General features: G+C 59.4%; 12 protein-coding genes. All 12 read right to left on the bottom strand.

The annotated features are described in order from the left end of the window. Positions 1 to 5 precede the first annotated feature (5 nt). The 12 genes from pyrG to rseP all read right to left on the bottom strand — a co-directional run bounded on the left by pyrG (position 6) and on the right by rseP (position 16,603). Positions 6 to 1,637, bottom strand: a complete 1,632-nt coding sequence (gene pyrG / locus AC4PS7_RS03020; protein WP_010212443.1) for a CTP synthase — start codon at positions 1,635 to 1,637, stop codon at positions 6 to 8. A 273-nt stretch (positions 1,638 to 1,910) separates the two neighbouring features. Beyond that, a complete protein-coding gene (tilS, locus tag AC4PS7_RS03015; RefSeq protein WP_457244165.1) occupies positions 1,911 to 3,230 on the bottom strand; it encodes a tRNA lysidine(34) synthetase TilS in 1,320 nt (439 codons plus the stop codon). 174 nt (positions 3,231 to 3,404) lie between these two features. Further along, positions 3,405 to 4,352: an acetyl-CoA carboxylase carboxyltransferase subunit alpha gene (locus AC4PS7_RS03010; protein ID WP_010212445.1), complete on the bottom strand. Its 948-nt coding sequence runs from the start codon at positions 4,350 to 4,352 to the stop codon at positions 3,405 to 3,407. Between the two features lie 137 nt (positions 4,353 to 4,489). Beyond that, positions 4,490 to 8,011: a DNA polymerase III subunit alpha gene (gene dnaE, locus AC4PS7_RS03005; protein ID WP_010212447.1), complete on the bottom strand. Its 3,522-nt coding sequence runs from the start codon at positions 8,009 to 8,011 to the stop codon at positions 4,490 to 4,492. 73 nt (positions 8,012 to 8,084) lie between these two features. After that, on the bottom strand, positions 8,085 to 8,711 hold the full coding sequence (rnhB, locus tag AC4PS7_RS03000) for a ribonuclease HII (RefSeq protein ID WP_031290979.1): 627 nt from the start codon (positions 8,709 to 8,711) through the stop codon (positions 8,085 to 8,087). Positions 8,712 to 8,713: 2 nt separating this feature from the next. Continuing rightward, positions 8,714 to 9,853: a lipid-A-disaccharide synthase gene (gene lpxB, locus AC4PS7_RS02995; protein WP_021492425.1), complete on the bottom strand. Its 1,140-nt coding sequence runs from the start codon at positions 9,851 to 9,853 to the stop codon at positions 8,714 to 8,716. Positions 9,854 to 9,855: 2 nt separating this feature from the next. Continuing rightward, positions 9,856 to 10,632, bottom strand: a complete 777-nt coding sequence (gene lpxA / locus AC4PS7_RS02990) for an acyl-ACP--UDP-N-acetylglucosamine O-acyltransferase (protein ID WP_010212450.1) — start codon at positions 10,630 to 10,632, stop codon at positions 9,856 to 9,858. Then, complete coding sequence (gene fabZ / locus AC4PS7_RS02985) at positions 10,629 to 11,069, bottom strand: 3-hydroxyacyl-ACP dehydratase FabZ (protein WP_003172281.1); 441 nt, start codon at positions 11,067 to 11,069, stop codon at positions 10,629 to 10,631. Before fabZ ends, lpxA begins: the two co-directional genes overlap by 4 nt. A gap of 111 nt (positions 11,070 to 11,180) precedes the next feature. Beyond that, positions 11,181 to 12,236 carry a UDP-3-O-(3-hydroxymyristoyl)glucosamine N-acyltransferase gene (gene lpxD, locus AC4PS7_RS02980; protein ID WP_042570666.1) on the bottom strand — a complete coding sequence of 352 codons (1,056 nt, stop codon included), beginning with the start codon at positions 12,234 to 12,236 and terminating at the stop codon, positions 11,181 to 11,183. Between the two features lie 3 nt (positions 12,237 to 12,239). Continuing rightward, the gene (locus AC4PS7_RS02975) at positions 12,240 to 12,743 is read right to left on the bottom strand and encodes an OmpH/Skp family outer membrane protein (RefSeq protein ID WP_003219314.1); all 504 of its coding nucleotides are present in this window, start codon (positions 12,741 to 12,743) and stop codon (positions 12,240 to 12,242) included. 45 nt (positions 12,744 to 12,788) lie between these two features. Further along, positions 12,789 to 15,176 carry an outer membrane protein assembly factor BamA gene (gene bamA / locus AC4PS7_RS02970; RefSeq protein WP_021492426.1) on the bottom strand — a complete coding sequence of 796 codons (2,388 nt, stop codon included), beginning with the start codon at positions 15,174 to 15,176 and terminating at the stop codon, positions 12,789 to 12,791. 74 nt (positions 15,177 to 15,250) lie between these two features. Next, positions 15,251 to 16,603, bottom strand: a complete 1,353-nt coding sequence (gene rseP, locus AC4PS7_RS02965; protein ID WP_010212455.1) for a sigma E protease regulator RseP — start codon at positions 16,601 to 16,603, stop codon at positions 15,251 to 15,253. Between the last annotated feature and the right edge of the window lie 45 nt (positions 16,604 to 16,648).

The following is a 16,648-nucleotide window of genomic DNA, read 5'->3' as shown; positions in this document are numbered from 1 at the left end:
CAGGGTTACGCCTTCTTCTGATGTTGCGTCAGTGCTGCTTTGACGAAACCGCTGAACAACGGGTGACCGTCGCGCGGCGTCGAGGTGAACTCAGGGTGGAACTGGCACGCCACGAACCACGGATGATCCGGCGCCTCAACCACTTCAACCAGCGCGCCATCACCGGAGCGACCGGAGATTTTCAGGCCAGCCTCTTTGATCTGCGGCAACAGGTTGTTGTTCACTTCGTAGCGGTGACGGTGACGCTCGACGATCACGTCCTTGCCGTAGCAGTCGTGAACCAGCGAGCCCGGCTCCAGCAGGCAGTCTTGCGCGCCGAGGCGCATGGTGCCGCCCAGGTCGGAGGCTTCGGTACGGGTTTCGACTGCGCCGGTGGCATCTTCCCACTCGGTGATCAGGCCCACGACCGGGTGGCCGCTCTTGCTGTCGAACTCGGTGGAGTTGGCGTCTTTCCAGCCCAGCACGTTTCGGGCGAACTCGATGACGGCCACTTGCATGCCCAGGCAGATACCCAGGTACGGCACCTTGTTCTCGCGAGCATATTGAACAGCCGTGATCTTGCCTTCCACGCCGCGCAGGCCGAAACCGCCTGGCACGAGGATAGCGTCCACACCTTCGAGCAGCGCAGTGCCCTGGTTCTCGATGTCTTCAGAGTCGATATAGCGCAGGTTGACCTTGGTACGGTTGCTGATACCGGCGTGGCTCATCGCTTCGATCAGCGACTTGTAAGCGTCCAGCAGCTCCATGTACTTGCCGACCATGGCGATGGTGACTTCATGCTCAGGGTTGAGCTTGGCGTCGACCACGGCTTCCCACTCGGACAGGTCCGCGCCATTGCATTGCAGGCCGAAACGCTCGACCACAAAATCGTCCAGGCCTTGGGAGTGCAGGATGCCCGGGATTTTGTAGATGGTGTCGGCGTCTTCCAGCGCGATCACCGCACGTTCTTCAACGTTGGTGAATTGCGCGATCTTGCGACGCGAGGAAATGTCGATCGGGTGATCGGAGCGGCATACCAGCACGTCCGGCTGCAGGCCGATGGAACGCAGTTCCTTGACCGAGTGCTGGGTAGGCTTGGTTTTGGTTTCGCCGGCCGTGGCGATGTACGGCACCAACGTCAGGTGCATCAGCATCGCGCGCTTGGCGCCGACTTCGAAACGCAGCTGGCGGATGGCTTCGAGGAACGGTTGGGATTCGATGTCACCCACGGTGCCACCGATCTCGACCATCGCCACGTCGGCATCGCCTGCACCCTTGATGATGCGGCGTTTGATTTCGTCGGTGATGTGCGGGATCACCTGGATGGTTGCACCCAGGTAGTCACCACGGCGCTCCTTGCGCAGCACGTGCTCGTAGACACGGCCGGTGGTGAAGTTGTTGTTCTGGGTCATGGTCGTGCGGATGAACCGCTCGTAGTGGCCCAGGTCCAGGTCGGTCTCGGCGCCGTCGTGGGTGACGAACACTTCACCGTGCTGGAACGGGCTCATGGTGCCCGGGTCAACGTTGATGTACGGGTCCAGCTTGAGCATGGTGACCTTAAGTCCCCGCGCCTCCAGGATGGCCGCCAATGAAGCGGAGGCAATGCCTTTCCCCAATGAAGAAACAACACCGCCCGTGACGAATATGTAGCGCGTCATGAAAAACCCTAGAAGTCTGCGTTAAAGCGGTCCGAGCCGCCGGGGAAAGCGAAGGAAGGCCGAAGCCCCCGATCACCTGCATTAATCACAGTGCACCTTTCAAAAAAACCGCCGCGTTGTGACAGACCAGCAATGGAACACCGGTACGTTGATCGCTACACATTTTTTGGAATCGCCCAGCAAAGACTGCTTGGTAATCGGCAACTGCTGCGATTCAGTTGAATCCACAGAAGTTGTATCAAGAAGGGAGCGTAGTCTACCGGAAAGGCTCTATCAGCTCAAACCTTGATCGCAGGTCTGTGGCATCCAATGTAATTGCCGGTCATCCGTTGAGCTGGCCCATGCCCCCGCGACGGTTGGGACAGCCAGTAATTGCTCGCCCCGATAGACCAGCGGCAATCTGCCACGGACGAAGCCCGGCAAACCACTTTCATTCAGCAGGCGCTTCAGGTCGCGCCGGCCTCGACCTGGCACTTCGACGATTTCGCCCCCCTGGCGATAGCGGATCACCAATGGGCATTCGGGGACGTTGCCGATAAATCTCAGCTGACCGTTGCCCGGTAACTCTAGTGGGTTTTGCGGATCGGGCCAGCGCACCGATGCGTCAGAAAACGCCGACCACGCTGAAGGTAACCACCAGATGCGCTCACCACAACGATGCAGTTGTCCGTCGGCCAGGTGCCACACGGGTTGTGCATCGCCTTTGGCATCACGCAGGGCATACCAACTGGCCCAGTGGTCGGTGTCAGGCATTCGAGTCAGCGGAGCCAACCAATGCCGCAAGGCATTGCACTGGCGGGCATCGGAAAGTTCTCGTAATGGCGCAAGCGCCAATGAAGGCAAAGGCAACCAGGCAAACGCTGAAGGCTGATCGGCGGCCCGCAGGTCCATCTGCGCCAACTCGTCAAGCAGACCCTGTGCCTCGGCCAAGTGTTCGGCCGTGCGCGCCAGGCTGGAGACTGCCTGGGGCCAGCGTTGCGTCAGGGTCGGGAATACATGATGGCGCAGGTAATTGCGGGAAAAACGTGGATCGGCGTTGGAGGGATCTTCGATCCACTTCAATTGATGCTGGTGGGCGTAGGCCTCCAATTCACCACGGGAGGCATTCAACAATGGCCGTACCACATGCCCGCCCGACAATGGGCGATACCCAGGCATGGCCGCCAACCCTCGCACCCCTGCCCCGCGCAAGAGACGAAAGATCAGGGTTTCGGCCTGATCGTCGCGATGCTGGCCGGTGAAAAGCACCTCCCCTGCCCCTATTACCTGCATGAACGCCTGGTAACGCGCATCGCGGGCCGCACGTTCAAGGCTCGCACCAGGACTGACTTGCACGCGCATGACCCGCAAGGGCACGCCCAGGCTGTCGCAGACCGATTGGCAATGCGCGGGCCACGCATCGGCAGCAGCTTGCAGGCCATGGTGGATATGGACGGCACTGAGAACAGGCAGATTTTCAAGTTTGGCCAGCGAGGCCAGAAGGTGCAACAGGACGGTGGAGTCGAGACCGCCGGAGAATGCGATATGCCAGGCCGGCGCGTTACGCCAGGGGGCCAGGGTACGCAGGAGTGTGGCCGGCAGGGTTGGTTTCATCACACGTCACCGCTGCAAAGCTGGAATACGTTCGTCAGCATACACAAAACAAATGTGGGAGCCGGGCTTGCCCGCGATGCAGGCACCTCGGTCTATCAGTGATACCAAGGTGATGCTATCGCAGGCAAGCCAGCTCCCACACAAGCCGACTCCCACATTGGGTACAGCGTCGGCTTAGAGACCGTAGCTCATCAGACGCTCGTAACGACGAGCCAGCAGCGCTTCGTTATCCAGCTTCTTGAGCATCGCCAACTGCGAACCCAGTTCAGCGCGGATAGTCGCGGCAGCCGCAGCCGGGTCACGATGGGCACCGCCCAAAGGCTCGGCGATCACTTTGTCCACGATACCCAGGCCTTTGAGGCGATCGGCGGTGATGCCCATGGCTTCGGCAGCGTCCGGCGCTTTTTCGGCGGTTTTCCACAGGATCGAGGCGCAACCTTCCGGCGAAATCACCGCGTAGGTCGAGTATTGCAGCATGTTCAGCTGGTCGCAGACGCCGATGGCCAGAGCGCCGCCGGATCCCCCTTCACCAATCACGGTGGCGATGATCGGGGTTTTCAGGCGGGCCATGACGCGCAGGTTCCAGGCGATAGCCTCGCTCTGGTTGCGCTCTTCAGCGTCAATACCTGGGTAGGCACCCGGGGTGTCGATGAAGGTCAGGATCGGCATCTTGAAGCGCTCGGCCATTTCCATCAGGCGGCACGCCTTGCGGTAGCCTTCAGGACGCGGCATGCCGAAGTTGCGGCGGACCTTCTCGCGCACTTCACGGCCTTTCTGGTGACCGATCACCATCACCGGCTGGTCGTCCAGGCGAGCGATACCGCCCACGATGGCCGCGTCGTCGGAGAAGTGGCGGTCGCCGTGCAACTCGTCGAACTCGGTGAAGATGTGCTGAATATAGTCCAGCGTGTACGGACGGCGCGGGTGGCGAGCCAGGCGCGCGATCTGCCAACTGGTCAGCTTGCCGAAGATGTCTTCGGTGAGCGAGCTGCTCTTGTCTTGCAGGCGAGCGATCTCATCGCCGATATTCAGCGAATTGTCATTGCCGACCAGGCGCAGCTCTTCGATCTTGGCTTGCAGGTCAGCGATCGGCTGTTCGAAATCAAGAAAATTCGGGTTCATAAGCGTCCGTCTTGGGTCGACGGCCAGGGAGTGCCTGGCCAGCCGGTTGTCTGTTCGCGCCCTACCTTAAGGGAGAGGCGCGTCCAGGTCGAGATTAAATGTTTCGTCGAGAACAGGCGAATTGCGGTGCCTGGCCGTCAACGGTATTGGAGGAAGACGTTGTCACGGCCGAACTGGTCACGCAATGCTTGAATCAAGCCATCAGCCGGATCGATTCGCCAGGTCTCCCCAAACTGCAACATGGCCTTGGCGTCACTGCCGGTGTACTCCATGGTCACCGGGCACGCGCCACGGTGGCGTTTGAGCAACTCACCCAACCAGCGTAGCTGATCGCCCTTGAGCGCCTCGGTTTTCACCTTCAAGCGCAGGCTTTCGGCCAGATTGGTGCGCGCGTCTTCCATGCTCATCACCCGCTTGATCCGCAGGCGCAGGCCGCCGGAGAAGTCATCGTTGCTGACCTCCCCTTCCACTACCACCATGGCGTCGGTCTGCAACAGCGACTGCGCGGAGTGGAACGCGTCGGCGAACAGCGAGGCTTCGATGCGCCCCGAACGGTCGTCGAGGGTGATGAACCCCATCTTGTCGCCCTTTTTATTCTTCATCACCCGCAGGGCGATGATCATGCCGGCGACGGTCTGGGTATCCCGCGCAGGTTTCAGGTCGATGATTCGCTGACGGGCGAAACGGCGGATTTCACCTTCGTATTCGTCAATCGGGTGGCCGGTGAGGTACAGGCCCAGGGTGTCTTTCTCACCCTTGAGGCGCTCCTTGAGCGTCAGCTCCTTGGCCTTGCGATGGTTGCCATATACATCGGCATCCTCTTCGACGAACAAACCGCCAAACAGATCGGCGTGGCCGCTGTCGTGGGTACGGGCGGTTTGTTCGGCGGCCTTGATCGCTTCTTCCATGGCGGTGAGCAATACCGCACGGTTCCGGTCGATATTCGCCTGGTAAGCCTTGGGCTCGTCGTGAAAATACGGGCCGAGACGGTCGAGCGCACCGCTACGGATCAGACCATCGAGGGTCCGTTTGTTGATGCGCTTGAGGTCAACCCGCGCGCAGAAGTCGAACAGATCCTTGAAGGGTCCGTCCTGGCGCGCTTCGGTGATGGCTTCCACCGGGCCTTCACCCACCCCCTTGATCGCGCCCAACCCATAAATAATGCGGCCTTCGTCGTTTACCGTGAACTTGAACTCCGAGGCGTTCACGTCCGGTGCGTCGAGACGCAGCTTCATGGTGCGCACTTCCTCGATCAAGGTCACGACCTTGTCGGTGTTGTGCATATCCGCCGAGAGTACCGCCGCCATGAACGGCGCCGGGTAGTGCGCTTTCAGCCAGGCGGTCTGGTACGACACCAGGCCGTACGCGGCGGAGTGGGATTTGTTGAAGCCATAACCGGCGAATTTTTCCACCAGGTCGAAAATGTTACCGGCCAGGTCCGCGTCGATATTGTTGGTCGCGCAACCCTCGATGAAACCGCCGCGCTGCTTGGCCATCTCTTCGGGTTTTTTCTTACCCATGGCTCGACGCAGCATGTCCGCGCCGCCGAGGGTATAGCCGGCCATCACCTGGGCGATCTGCATCACCTGTTCCTGATACAGGATGATGCCGTAGGTCGGCGCCAGTACTGGCTTGAGGCCTTCGTACTGGTAGTCGGAGTGCGGATACGCCAGCTCCGCGCGACCGTGCTTACGGTTGATGAAGTCGTCCACCATGCCGGACTGCAGCGGACCCGGACGGAACAGGGCCACCAGTGCGATCAAGTCTTCCAGGCAGTCGGGCTTGAGCTTTTTGATCAGCTCTTTCATGCCCCGCGACTCAAGCTGGAACACCGCCGTGGTTTCGGCTTTTTGCAGCAAGGTGTAAGTCGGTTTGTCGTCCAGCGGGATAAACGCGATATCCAGCGGCTCTTCATTGACCTTGGCGCGGTCGCGGTTGATGGTCTTGAGCGCCCAGTCGATGATCGTCAGGGTTCGCAGGCCAAGGAAGTCGAACTTCACCAGGCCGGCCGCCTCCACGTCGTCCTTGTCGAACTGGGTGACCAGGCCGCCGCCTTCCTCATCGCAATAAATCGGCGAAAAGTCGGTGAGTTTTGTAGGCGCGATCACCACACCGCCGGCGTGTTTACCGACGTTACGCACCACGCCTTCAAGCTTGCGGGCCATGTCCCAGATTTCGGCGGCCTCTTCATCGATCTTGATGAAGTCGCGCAGGATCTCTTCCTGCTCGTAGGCTTTTTCCAGGGTCATGCCGACTTCGAACGGGATCATCTTCGACAGACGATCCGCCAGGCCGTAGGACTTGCCCTGAACGCGCGCCACGTCGCGAATTACAGCCTTCGCCGCCATGGAACCGAAGGTGATGATCTGGCTTACCGCGTTGCGGCCGTATTTCTCGGCCACGTATTCGATCACGCGGTCACGGCCGTCCATGCAGAAGTCGACGTCGAAGTCGGGCATGGAAACCCGTTCCGGGTTCAGGAACCGCTCGAACAGCAGGTCATATTCCAGCGGATCCAGGTCGGTAATCTTCTGCACGTAGGCCACCAGCGAGCCGGCACCCGACCCCCGGCCCGGCCCTACCGGTACGCCGTTGTTTTTGGCCCACTGGATAAAGTCCATTACGATCAGGAAGTAACCGGGGAAGCCCATCTGGATGATGATATCCAGCTCGAAATTCAGCCGATCGACATAAACCTGGCGCTTGGCCTCGTAATCTTCGGTGGTGTCCTTGGGCAGCAGGACGGAAAGACGCTCCTCCAGACCATCAAACGACACCTTGCGGAAGTACTCATCGATGGTCATGCCATCGGGAATCGGGAAGTTGGGCAAAAAGTGTTTGCCCAGCTTCACTTCGATATTGCAGCGTTTGGCGATTTCGACGGAGTTTTCCAGGGCCTCGGGCAGGTCGCTGAACAGCTCGGCCATCTCCTCCGCGCTCTTGAGGTACTGCTCTTCGCTGTAGTTCTTGGAGCGGCGCGGGTCATCCAGGGCCCGGCCTTCACCGATGCACACGCGGGTTTCGTGGGCCTCGAAATCTTCCTTCTTGATAAAGCGCACGTCGTTGGTGGCGACCAGTGGCGCCCCCAGCTTGTCGGCCAGGGCCACGGCGGCGTGCAGGTGCTCTTCATCGTTGGGGCGATTGGTGCGCTGGACTTCCAGGTAAAAGCGATCGGGGAAGACCTGCATCCACTCCTTGGCCAGTACTTCAGCTTCCTGGGGGTTGCCACCCAGCAGCGCGATACCGATCTCGCCCTCTTTGGCGGCCGACAGCATGATCAGGCCTTCGCTGGCCTCGGCAACCCATTCGCGCTCGATGATGATCGAACCATTGCGCTGGCCATCGATGAAACCGCGGGAAATCAGTTCGGTAAGGTTGCGATAACCCACGCCGTTCATCGCCAACAGGCTGATACGGCTCAGGGGGTTATCCGGGTCTTTGTTGGACAGCCACAGGTCAGCGCCGCAGATCGGCTTGATACCGGCGCCCATGGCGTTCTTGTAGAACTTGACCAGGGAACACATGTTGTTCTGATCGGTCACCGCGACCGCAGGCATGTTCATACCCACCAGGGTTTTGACCAGCGGTTTGATCCGTACCAGGCCGTCGACCAGGGAGTATTCAGTGTGCAGGCGTAGGTGAACGAATGAAGCCGGCATAGTGATCTCTTATACGTGGAAAACAACAAGGCCCGGATTGTACCGGGCCTTGAGCAAAACATCAGCCTTGCGACTACACCTCGTTGAGGCTCTCGCGCAACTCGTAGGCCTGGCGAACCGGGGCGAACGAGCGGCGGTGAATCGGCGTCGGACCCAGGCGAGCCAGGGCTTCCAGATGAACGGGCGTCGGATAGCCTTTATGGCCGCCAATGCCGTAGCCTGGATAGATCAGTTCGAACGCGGCCATTTCACGATCACGGCTGACTTTGGCCAGGATCGAGGCGGCCGCGATAGCAGGCACCTTGCTATCCCCCTTCACCACCGCCTCAGAAGGCATGGCCAGCTTGGGGCAACGGTTACCATCGATCATCGCCATTTTTGGCGTGATATGCAGGCCTTCAACCGCACGCTGCATCGCGAGCATGGTGGCGTGGAGAATGTTCAGTTCGTCGATTTCTTCGACTTCAGCCCGGGCGATATGCCAGCTCAGGGCTTTCTCAATGATCTCGTCGTAAAGCTTTTCACGGCGCGCTTCGGTGAGTTTCTTCGAGTCGTTGAGGCCGAGGATCGGGCGGTTCGGATCGAGGATCACCGCCGCCGTGACCACCGCACCGCACAAAGGCCCACGCCCGACTTCGTCAACGCCGGCCACCAGCTCATGGGCTTGTGCGACCAGGCTGAAATCCAGGCCCATTTGCATCGTCATAGGCTTTCCTGTTTATGGCCGATCAGGGTCAGCACGGCGTCGGCCGCCTGGTTTGAGGCATCACGGCGCAGTATGCGGTGAATGTCGTCGAAACCACGGGTCTGTTCTTCGCCACCGTCGATCAAGGGTAATAGCGTTTGTGCGAGCGCCTCGGGCGTTGCATCGTCCTGCAACAACTCCGGCACCAACAGGCGCTGGGCCAGCAGATTGGGCAGGGAGATGTAAGGACTTTTGACCATGCGCTTGAGAATCCAGAACGTCAGCGGCGCCAGGCGGTAGGCCACTACCATTGGGCGCTTGTACAGCAAGGCCTCCAGGGTAGCGGTGCCCGAAGCGATCAGCACCGCATCACAGGCCGCCAGGGCCAGGTGTGACTGGCCGTCGAGCAAGGTCAACGGCAGGTTGCGGCCTTCCAGCAGTGTTTCGATCTGCGCACGCCGTTGCGGGCTAGCGCAAGGCAGCACGAAACGTACACCCGGCTTCAAGGCCAGCAGGCGTTCGGCAGCGTCAAAAAACACCGAGGCCAGACGGCCGACTTCGCCACCACGGCTGCCAGGCATCAGCGCGACCAGCGGGCCATCGGGCAAGCCCAACTCGGCACGCGCAGCGGCGCGATCAGCCTGCAGCGGAATCGCGTCGGCCAGGGTATGCCCGACAAACCGCACCGGCACGCCCTTCTCTTCATAGAACCGGGCCTCAAACGGCAGCAGAGTCAGCATCAGATCACAACCTTCGCGGATCTTCAGCACGCGTTTCTGCCGCCACGCCCACACAGACGGGCTGACGTAGTGCACGGTCTTGATCCCGGCCTGACGTAACTTGAGTTCGATATTGAGGGTGAAGTCCGGCGCGTCGATGCCGATGAACACGTCGGGTTTTTCTTCGATCAGCGTCTGGATCAGCAGCTTGCGACGGGCCAGCAGCTCGCGCAGGCGACCCAGCACCTCGACCAGCCCCATGACCGACAAACGTTCCATGGGAAAGTAGGACGTAAGCCCTTCAGCCTGCATCAGCGGCCCGCCGACGCCAATGAACTCCACCGCCGGATGCTGGGCCTTGAGGGCCCGCATGAGACCTGCGCCCAGAATGTCGCCGGAAGCTTCCCCGGCCACCAGTGCGATACGCAGATTGGCCATGATTAGCGGGTGATGCCGCGAGTCGACGCCTGGATTGAGTCACGGAACACCGCGACTTCCGGGAACAGCGCTGCCGGCTCGGCCAGTTGGGTCAATGCCTGCTCAACGGTGAGCCCTTGGCGGTAAACCACCTTGTAGGCACGTCGCAGGGCATGGATGGCGTCTTCGCTGAACCCGCGACGGCGCATGCCTTCGAAGTTCATGCTGCGCGCTTCCGCCGGGTTACCGAATACCGTGACGAATGCCGGAACATCTTTGCCAATGGCCGTGCCCATGCCGGAAAAGCTATGGGCGCCGATATGGCAGTACTGATGCACCAGGGTGAACCCGGACAGGATCGCCCAATCGTCAACGTGCACATGCCCGGCCAACGCGGTGTTGTTGACCAGGATGCAGTGGTTGCCGATGACGCTGTCGTGACCGATGTGCGCGTAAGCCATGACCAGGTTGTGATCACCCAGGGTGGTTTCGGCCCGATCCTGAACGGTGCCACGGTGAATGGTCACGCCTTCACGGATGATGTTGTGATCACCGATGACCAGGCGAGTCTCTTCGCCCTTGTACTTCATGTCCGGGGTGTCTTCGCCTACCGAGGAGAACTGGTAGATGCGATTGTGTTTGCCAATGCGGGTCGGACCTTTGAGGATCACGTGCGGCCCGATGACAGTCCCCTCGCCGATTTCCACACCTGCGCCGATGATCGACCAGGGGCCGACCTCAACGTCGGCGGCCAGAACGGCCGACGGATCGATGATTGCGCGAGGGTCAATCAAACTCATAGTTTGCGTTCCGCACAGATGATCTCAGCGGAGCACACCGGCTTGCCGTCCACCGAGGCCTGGCATTCGAACTTCCAGATCTGGCGCTTGCAGCTGATGAACTTGGCTTCCAGGATCAACTGGTCGCCAGGGGTCACCGGATTGCGGAAACGCAACTTGTCGGAGCCCACGAAATAGTAAAGCGTGCCGTCGGCAGGCTTGAGGTCGAGCATTTTGAAACCAAGGATACCGGCAGCCTGGGCCATCGCTTCGATGATCAACACACCCGGCATGATGGGATGCGCGGGAAAGTGACCGTTGAAGAACGGTTCGTTGATGCTGACATTCTTGTAGGCACGAATGCGCTTTTCCTCGACGTTGAGGTCCACTACGCGATCCACCAGCAGGAACGGGTAACGGTGAGGCAGGTATTCGCGAATCTCGTTGATGTCCATCATTTCGGGGGGAAGCCTGTAATAAAGATTGGGGGCGGGCGAACTAAAAGCACGCCCCGCTAGCAAATCAAGGAGGCAGTCTAGCGGCTGTGCACACTTGATATGGAAATGGTATCAGCCTTCTGATGAAGCATTACCGCCAGGGGTCACGTCCCCAACACGCTTTTCCAGCTGTTTGAGACGTCGAGCCATGTCGTCAAGCTGCCTCAACCGAGCTGCACTCTTGCGCCATTCAGCCGCGGGCTGCATGGCGGTACCGGAAGAGTAGGCCCCAGGCTCGGTAATCGAGTGAGTGACCATGGTCATGCCGGTGATGAAGACGTTGTCGCAAATATCGATATGCCCGACCAACCCGACGCCACCGGCGAGCATGCAATGCTTGCCGATCTTGGTACTGCCGGAGATACCCACGCAGGCCGCCATGGCGGTGTGATCGCCAATCTGCACGTTGTGGGCGATCTGGATCTGGTTGTCGAGCTTCACGCCGTTGCCGATCACGGTATCGGCCAGGGCCCCGCGATCGACAGCGGTGTTCACGCCAATCTCCACGTCGTCGCCGATCAATACGCCACCGACCTGGGCGATCTTGTTCCAGATACCCTTGGCGTTGGCAAAGCCGAAGCCTTCACCGCCAATTACGGCACCCGACTGAATGACCACGCGCTCACCGATACGCACATCGTGGTACAGGGTCACGCGGGGAGCCAGCCAACCGCCGGCGCCGATTTCGCAGCGCGCACCGATAAAGCAATGGGCACCGACCGTGACACCGGCCGCGATGCGTGCACCGCTCTCAATCACCGCAAAGGCACCGATGCTGGCCGCAGGATCAACCTGGGCATCGTCGGCAACCACCGCAGACGGATGAATACCGGCGGCAGCCTTGGGTTTGGGATCGAACAGATGCGAAACCCGCGCATACGCGAGGTACGGATCGGGCACCACCAGTGCATCCCCGGCAAACCCTTCGGCGTCAGCGTCTTTCAGCAACACGGCTGCAGCTTGGCTGTCGACCAGGTATTTACGGTATTGGGGGTTTGCGAGGAAGCTCAACTGAGCTGGGCCAGCCTCCTGCAAGGTGGCTAGCCCAGTGATTTCCTTCTCCGGGGAGCCACGCAAGGTGGCCCCCAGGAACTCGGCCAACTCGCCGAGCTTGATAGTCGCGGTCATGGCTTACTTCAGCTGGTTCATGCGCTCGATCACCTGACGGGTGATGTCGTATTGAGGCTTGACGTCGATCACAGCGCCACGCTCGAACACCAGGTCAAAGGCACCTTTCTTGATGACTTCTTCCACAGCGCTATCGAGCTTCGGCTTCAGTTGTTTCAGCATTTCACGGTCAGCAACAGCCTTGGCTTCGTTCAGTTCCTTGGATTGGAACTGGTAGTCACGGGCCTTTTGCTTGAACTCAAGCTCCAGACGCTCGCGTTCGCCTTGCTGCATCTTGTCGCCACCGGCCACCAGACGATCCTGGATGCCCTTGGCGCTGCTTTCCAGGGTCTTGAGCTTCGTCAGTTGCGGGCCGAATTTCTTCTCGGCATCCACGGCGTATTTCTTGGCCGCATCGGATTCCAAGAGGGCCATCTGATAGTTCAGGACGGCGATTTTCATTTCGGCGAAGGCCGGGGTCGCTACCAACACAGTTGCCAGCAGCACCAATTGAGTCAACTTACGCACGATGTACTCCTACAGAATCCGTTGTCGTTATCTTGGGTCAGACGCTTAGAACGTCTGGCCGAGGGAGAATTGGAAAATCTGGGTTTCAGCGTTATCCGGTTTCTTGATCGGCATGGCCAGAGCAAAGCTCAATGGGCCAAGCGCAGTCACCCAGGTCACACCCACACCCACGGAGCTTGCCAGGTTGCTCAGGCTCACATCGTTGCACTGGGTGTTGGACTTCACACCACTCGGGTTTTTGATCTGCTCGCACTTGGAATCGAACACGTTACCCACATCCCAGAAGACCGAAGTCCGTAGGGAACGCTGATCCTTCACGAACGGCAGCGGGAACAGGATTTCCGCACCGCCCTGGATCAAGACGTTACCACCGAATGGCAGCGGGTCATTGTCCGAGTCAGCCACAGTGCCCTGGTTACCGGTTACGCCAACACCACGACTTGGAGTACCACGTGGGCCCAAGGTGCTGTCTTTGAAACCACGTACGGAGTTGAAGCCACCCGCATAGTAGTTCTCGTAGAACGGTAGACCATTGGTGGAGCCATAACCATCGCCATAACCCAGCTCAGTGTGCAGGCGCATGGTGTAGTTGTCGCTCAACGGCGTGAACAACTGGCCACGGTAGTCGAGCTTGAAGAACGACAGGTCGCTGCCCGGCGTGGTGGTTTCCAGGGTCAGGCTCTGGGAATGGCCACGGGTCGCCAGTACGCCCTTGTTCAGGGTCGACTCGGACCAGCCGGCAGACGCCTTGAAGTTCAGGAACTTGTCACCTTCACGACGGGTGAAGTCAAAGATTTCGTCCACGGTGTACACACCGGTCTTGATCTCATCCTGCTGTGCAGTGAGGCCGAAGGTCAGGCGCGACGTTTCGCTGATCGGGTAACCCACGTTGACACCGGCACCGAGGCTGTCGATCGCATAGCTTGCAACGTCAACGTCGAGGTCTTTGTAGTCGGTGGTGCGGTAGAAGGCGTTGTAGCCCAGGCTCACACCATCAGCAGTCCAGTAGGGGTCGGTATAGCCGAAGTTGTATCGGCTCTGGTATTCGCTTCGGGTCAGGCCGATGGAGACGCGGTTACCGGTACCCAGGAAGTTGTTCTGGGTGATCGAACCACCGAGGATCAGACCGGCGCTCTGTGCGAAGCCGACGCTGGCGGTGATCGAACCCGATGCCTGCTCTTCCACGGCGTAGTTCACGTCAACCTGGTCATCCACACCCGGTACGGCCGGGGTTTCGACGTTGACTTCCTTGAAGAAGCCCAGGCGCTCAAGACGGGTCTTGGACTGGTCGATCAAGTAAGTCGACGCCCAGCCGCCCTCCATCTGACGCATTTCACGACGCAACACTTCGTCCGCAGACTTGGTGTTGCCGCGGAAGTTGATACGGTTCACATAAGCACGCTTGCCGGGGTCGACCACGAAAGTGATGTCCACGGTGTGGTCATCATCATGAGGCGTCGGCACGCCATTGACGTTGGCGAAGGTGTAGCCTTCGTTGCCCAGGCGGCGGGTAATCAGTTCAGAGGTGGTCGTCATCAGCTTGCGCGAGAACACCTGGTCCTTCTGCACCAGCAGCAGCGCCTTGACCTGGTCTTCAGGTACTTTAAGGTCACCGCTCAGTTTTACGTCACGAACCTTGTACTTCTCGCCTTCGTTGACGTTGACCGTGATGTAGACGTGCTTCTTGTCCGGGGTGATGGACACCTGGGTCGAAGCGATATCCATGTTGATATAGCCACGGTCCAGGTAGTAGGAACGCAGGCGCTCCAGGTCACCGGACAGCTTTTCACGGGCGTACTTGTCATCGTTCTTGAAGAACGACAACCAGTTGGTGGTCTTGAGCTCGAACAGGTCGATCAGGTCTTCATCAGCGAACTTGGTGTTACCCACCACGTTGATGTGCTGAATCGCCGCCACGGTGCCTTCGTTGATGTTGACCTTGAGGCCGACACGGTTACGCGGTTGCGGGACCACTTCCGTTTCCACGGTTGCGGAGTAGCGACCCTGGGCAACGTACTGGCGTTGCAGTTCGTTACGCACACCTTCGAGGGTGGCGCGCTGGAAGATCTCGCCTTCGGCCAGGCCAGACTGTTTCAGGCCTTTCATCAGGTCTTCAGTAGAGATCGCCTTGTTACCTTCGATCTCGATACTGGCGACGGAAGGTCGCTCGACCACGGTGATGACCAGGACGTTGCCTTCGCGACCCAGTTGGATGTCTTGAAAGAAACCGGTTTTGAACAGCGCACGAGTGGATTCCACCAGGCGACGGTCATCAGCCTGTTCACCGACGTTCAACGGTAATGCACCAAAGACGCTACCCGCGGAAACCCGCTGGAGGCCATTGACGCGAATATCGGAGATGGTGAAGGACTCGGCGTGAACTTCGGCGATCATCAATACGGTGAGAACCGCAGTTAGCAGCAGACGTTTCATGAAGTCCTTTCTTATTCCAACTGGCAATAAACAAACTGCCGCAAAATGCGGCAGATTCGCAATTCAGCGAAGCGTTACAGTCGACCCAGATCGTTGACCAAGGCTAATAACATCACCCCGACCACCAAACTGATACCGATCTGTATCCCCCAACCCTGCACCCGATCCGACAAGGGGCGACCACGCACCCACTCGACCAGATAAAACAACAGATGCCCCCCATCCAGTACAGGAATGGGCAACAAATTCAGAACACCCAGGCTAATACTCAGATAAGCCAAGAAATTCAGGAAATCCGCGACACCCGACTGGGCAGAAGCGCCCGCCACTTTAGCAATGGTTATCGGTCCACTCAAGTTTTTTACCGAGAGCTCGCCGAACAACATTTTCTTGAGGGATTCGAGGGTCAGCACACTCATGGTCCAAGTGCGTTTTGCACCTTCGCCAATTGCAGCCAACGGCCCGTAACTCACCTCACGCACCATCGATGGCGGCCAATCGACACCTTTGACCCCGGCACCCAGGTAACCCCCGGCCGCCTTGGCCTCCCCACGAACCGACAAGGTCACGGGGACGTCGATTTGAGCACCGTCGCGCTCAACTTTCAGCATAATTTTAGTATCAGGACGTACACGGACCAGGTCGACCACCTGCTGCCAGTCGCCCAGCGGCTGACCATCGAGGGCCAACAGGCGATCACCGGTTTTCAGGCCGGCAGCCTGGGCCGGACCTTTCGGGTCCAGCTCCGCGAGGACCGGCGGCAAGGCCGGACGCCATGGACGTATGCCCAGAGACTTGATCGGATCAGGCTCATCAGCGCCCTTGAGCCAATGGTCGAGGGCCAGCTCACGCGGGGTTTCGCGGGTGGAATCCTGCTCGCGCACCACCACCTTGACGATGCCGCTTTCACCCAGGCGACGCACCAACTGCAAATTGACCGCACCCCAGCCCGTGGTGGGTTCGCCATCAATAGATACAATTTCCTGCCCGGCAACCAACCCTGCCTTGGCGGCAATACTGTCCGACTCGACCGCACCGATGACCGGACGCACCTGCTGGCTGCCCAGCATGGCCAAGACCCAGAAAAACACCATCGCCAACAGAAAGTTGGCGATCGGGCCGGCGGCGACGATGGCAATGCGCTGACGAACGGTCTTGCGATTGAACGATTGGTCTAACTGATCTGCCGGCACTTCGCCTTCGCGCTCGTCGAGCATCTTGACGTAGCCGCCCAAAGGAATGGCCGCAATCACGAACTCGGTGCCGTGACGGTCGTGCCAGCGCACCAGCGGCATGCCGAAACCGACGGAAAAGCGCAGTACCTTGACGCCGCAACGACGCGCCACCCAGAAGTGGCCGAATTCGTGGAAGGTAACCAGAACACCCAGAGCAACCAGGGTGCCGACAATCATGTAAAGCGCACTCATCTAATTTCTCCGCATTCCAATCCAGTGCCTGAAGGCTCAAACCTG

The organism is Pseudomonas sp. DW-iso3 (genome assembly GCF_058725305.1).
This window is presented reverse-complemented; position numbering and strand designations above follow the sequence as displayed.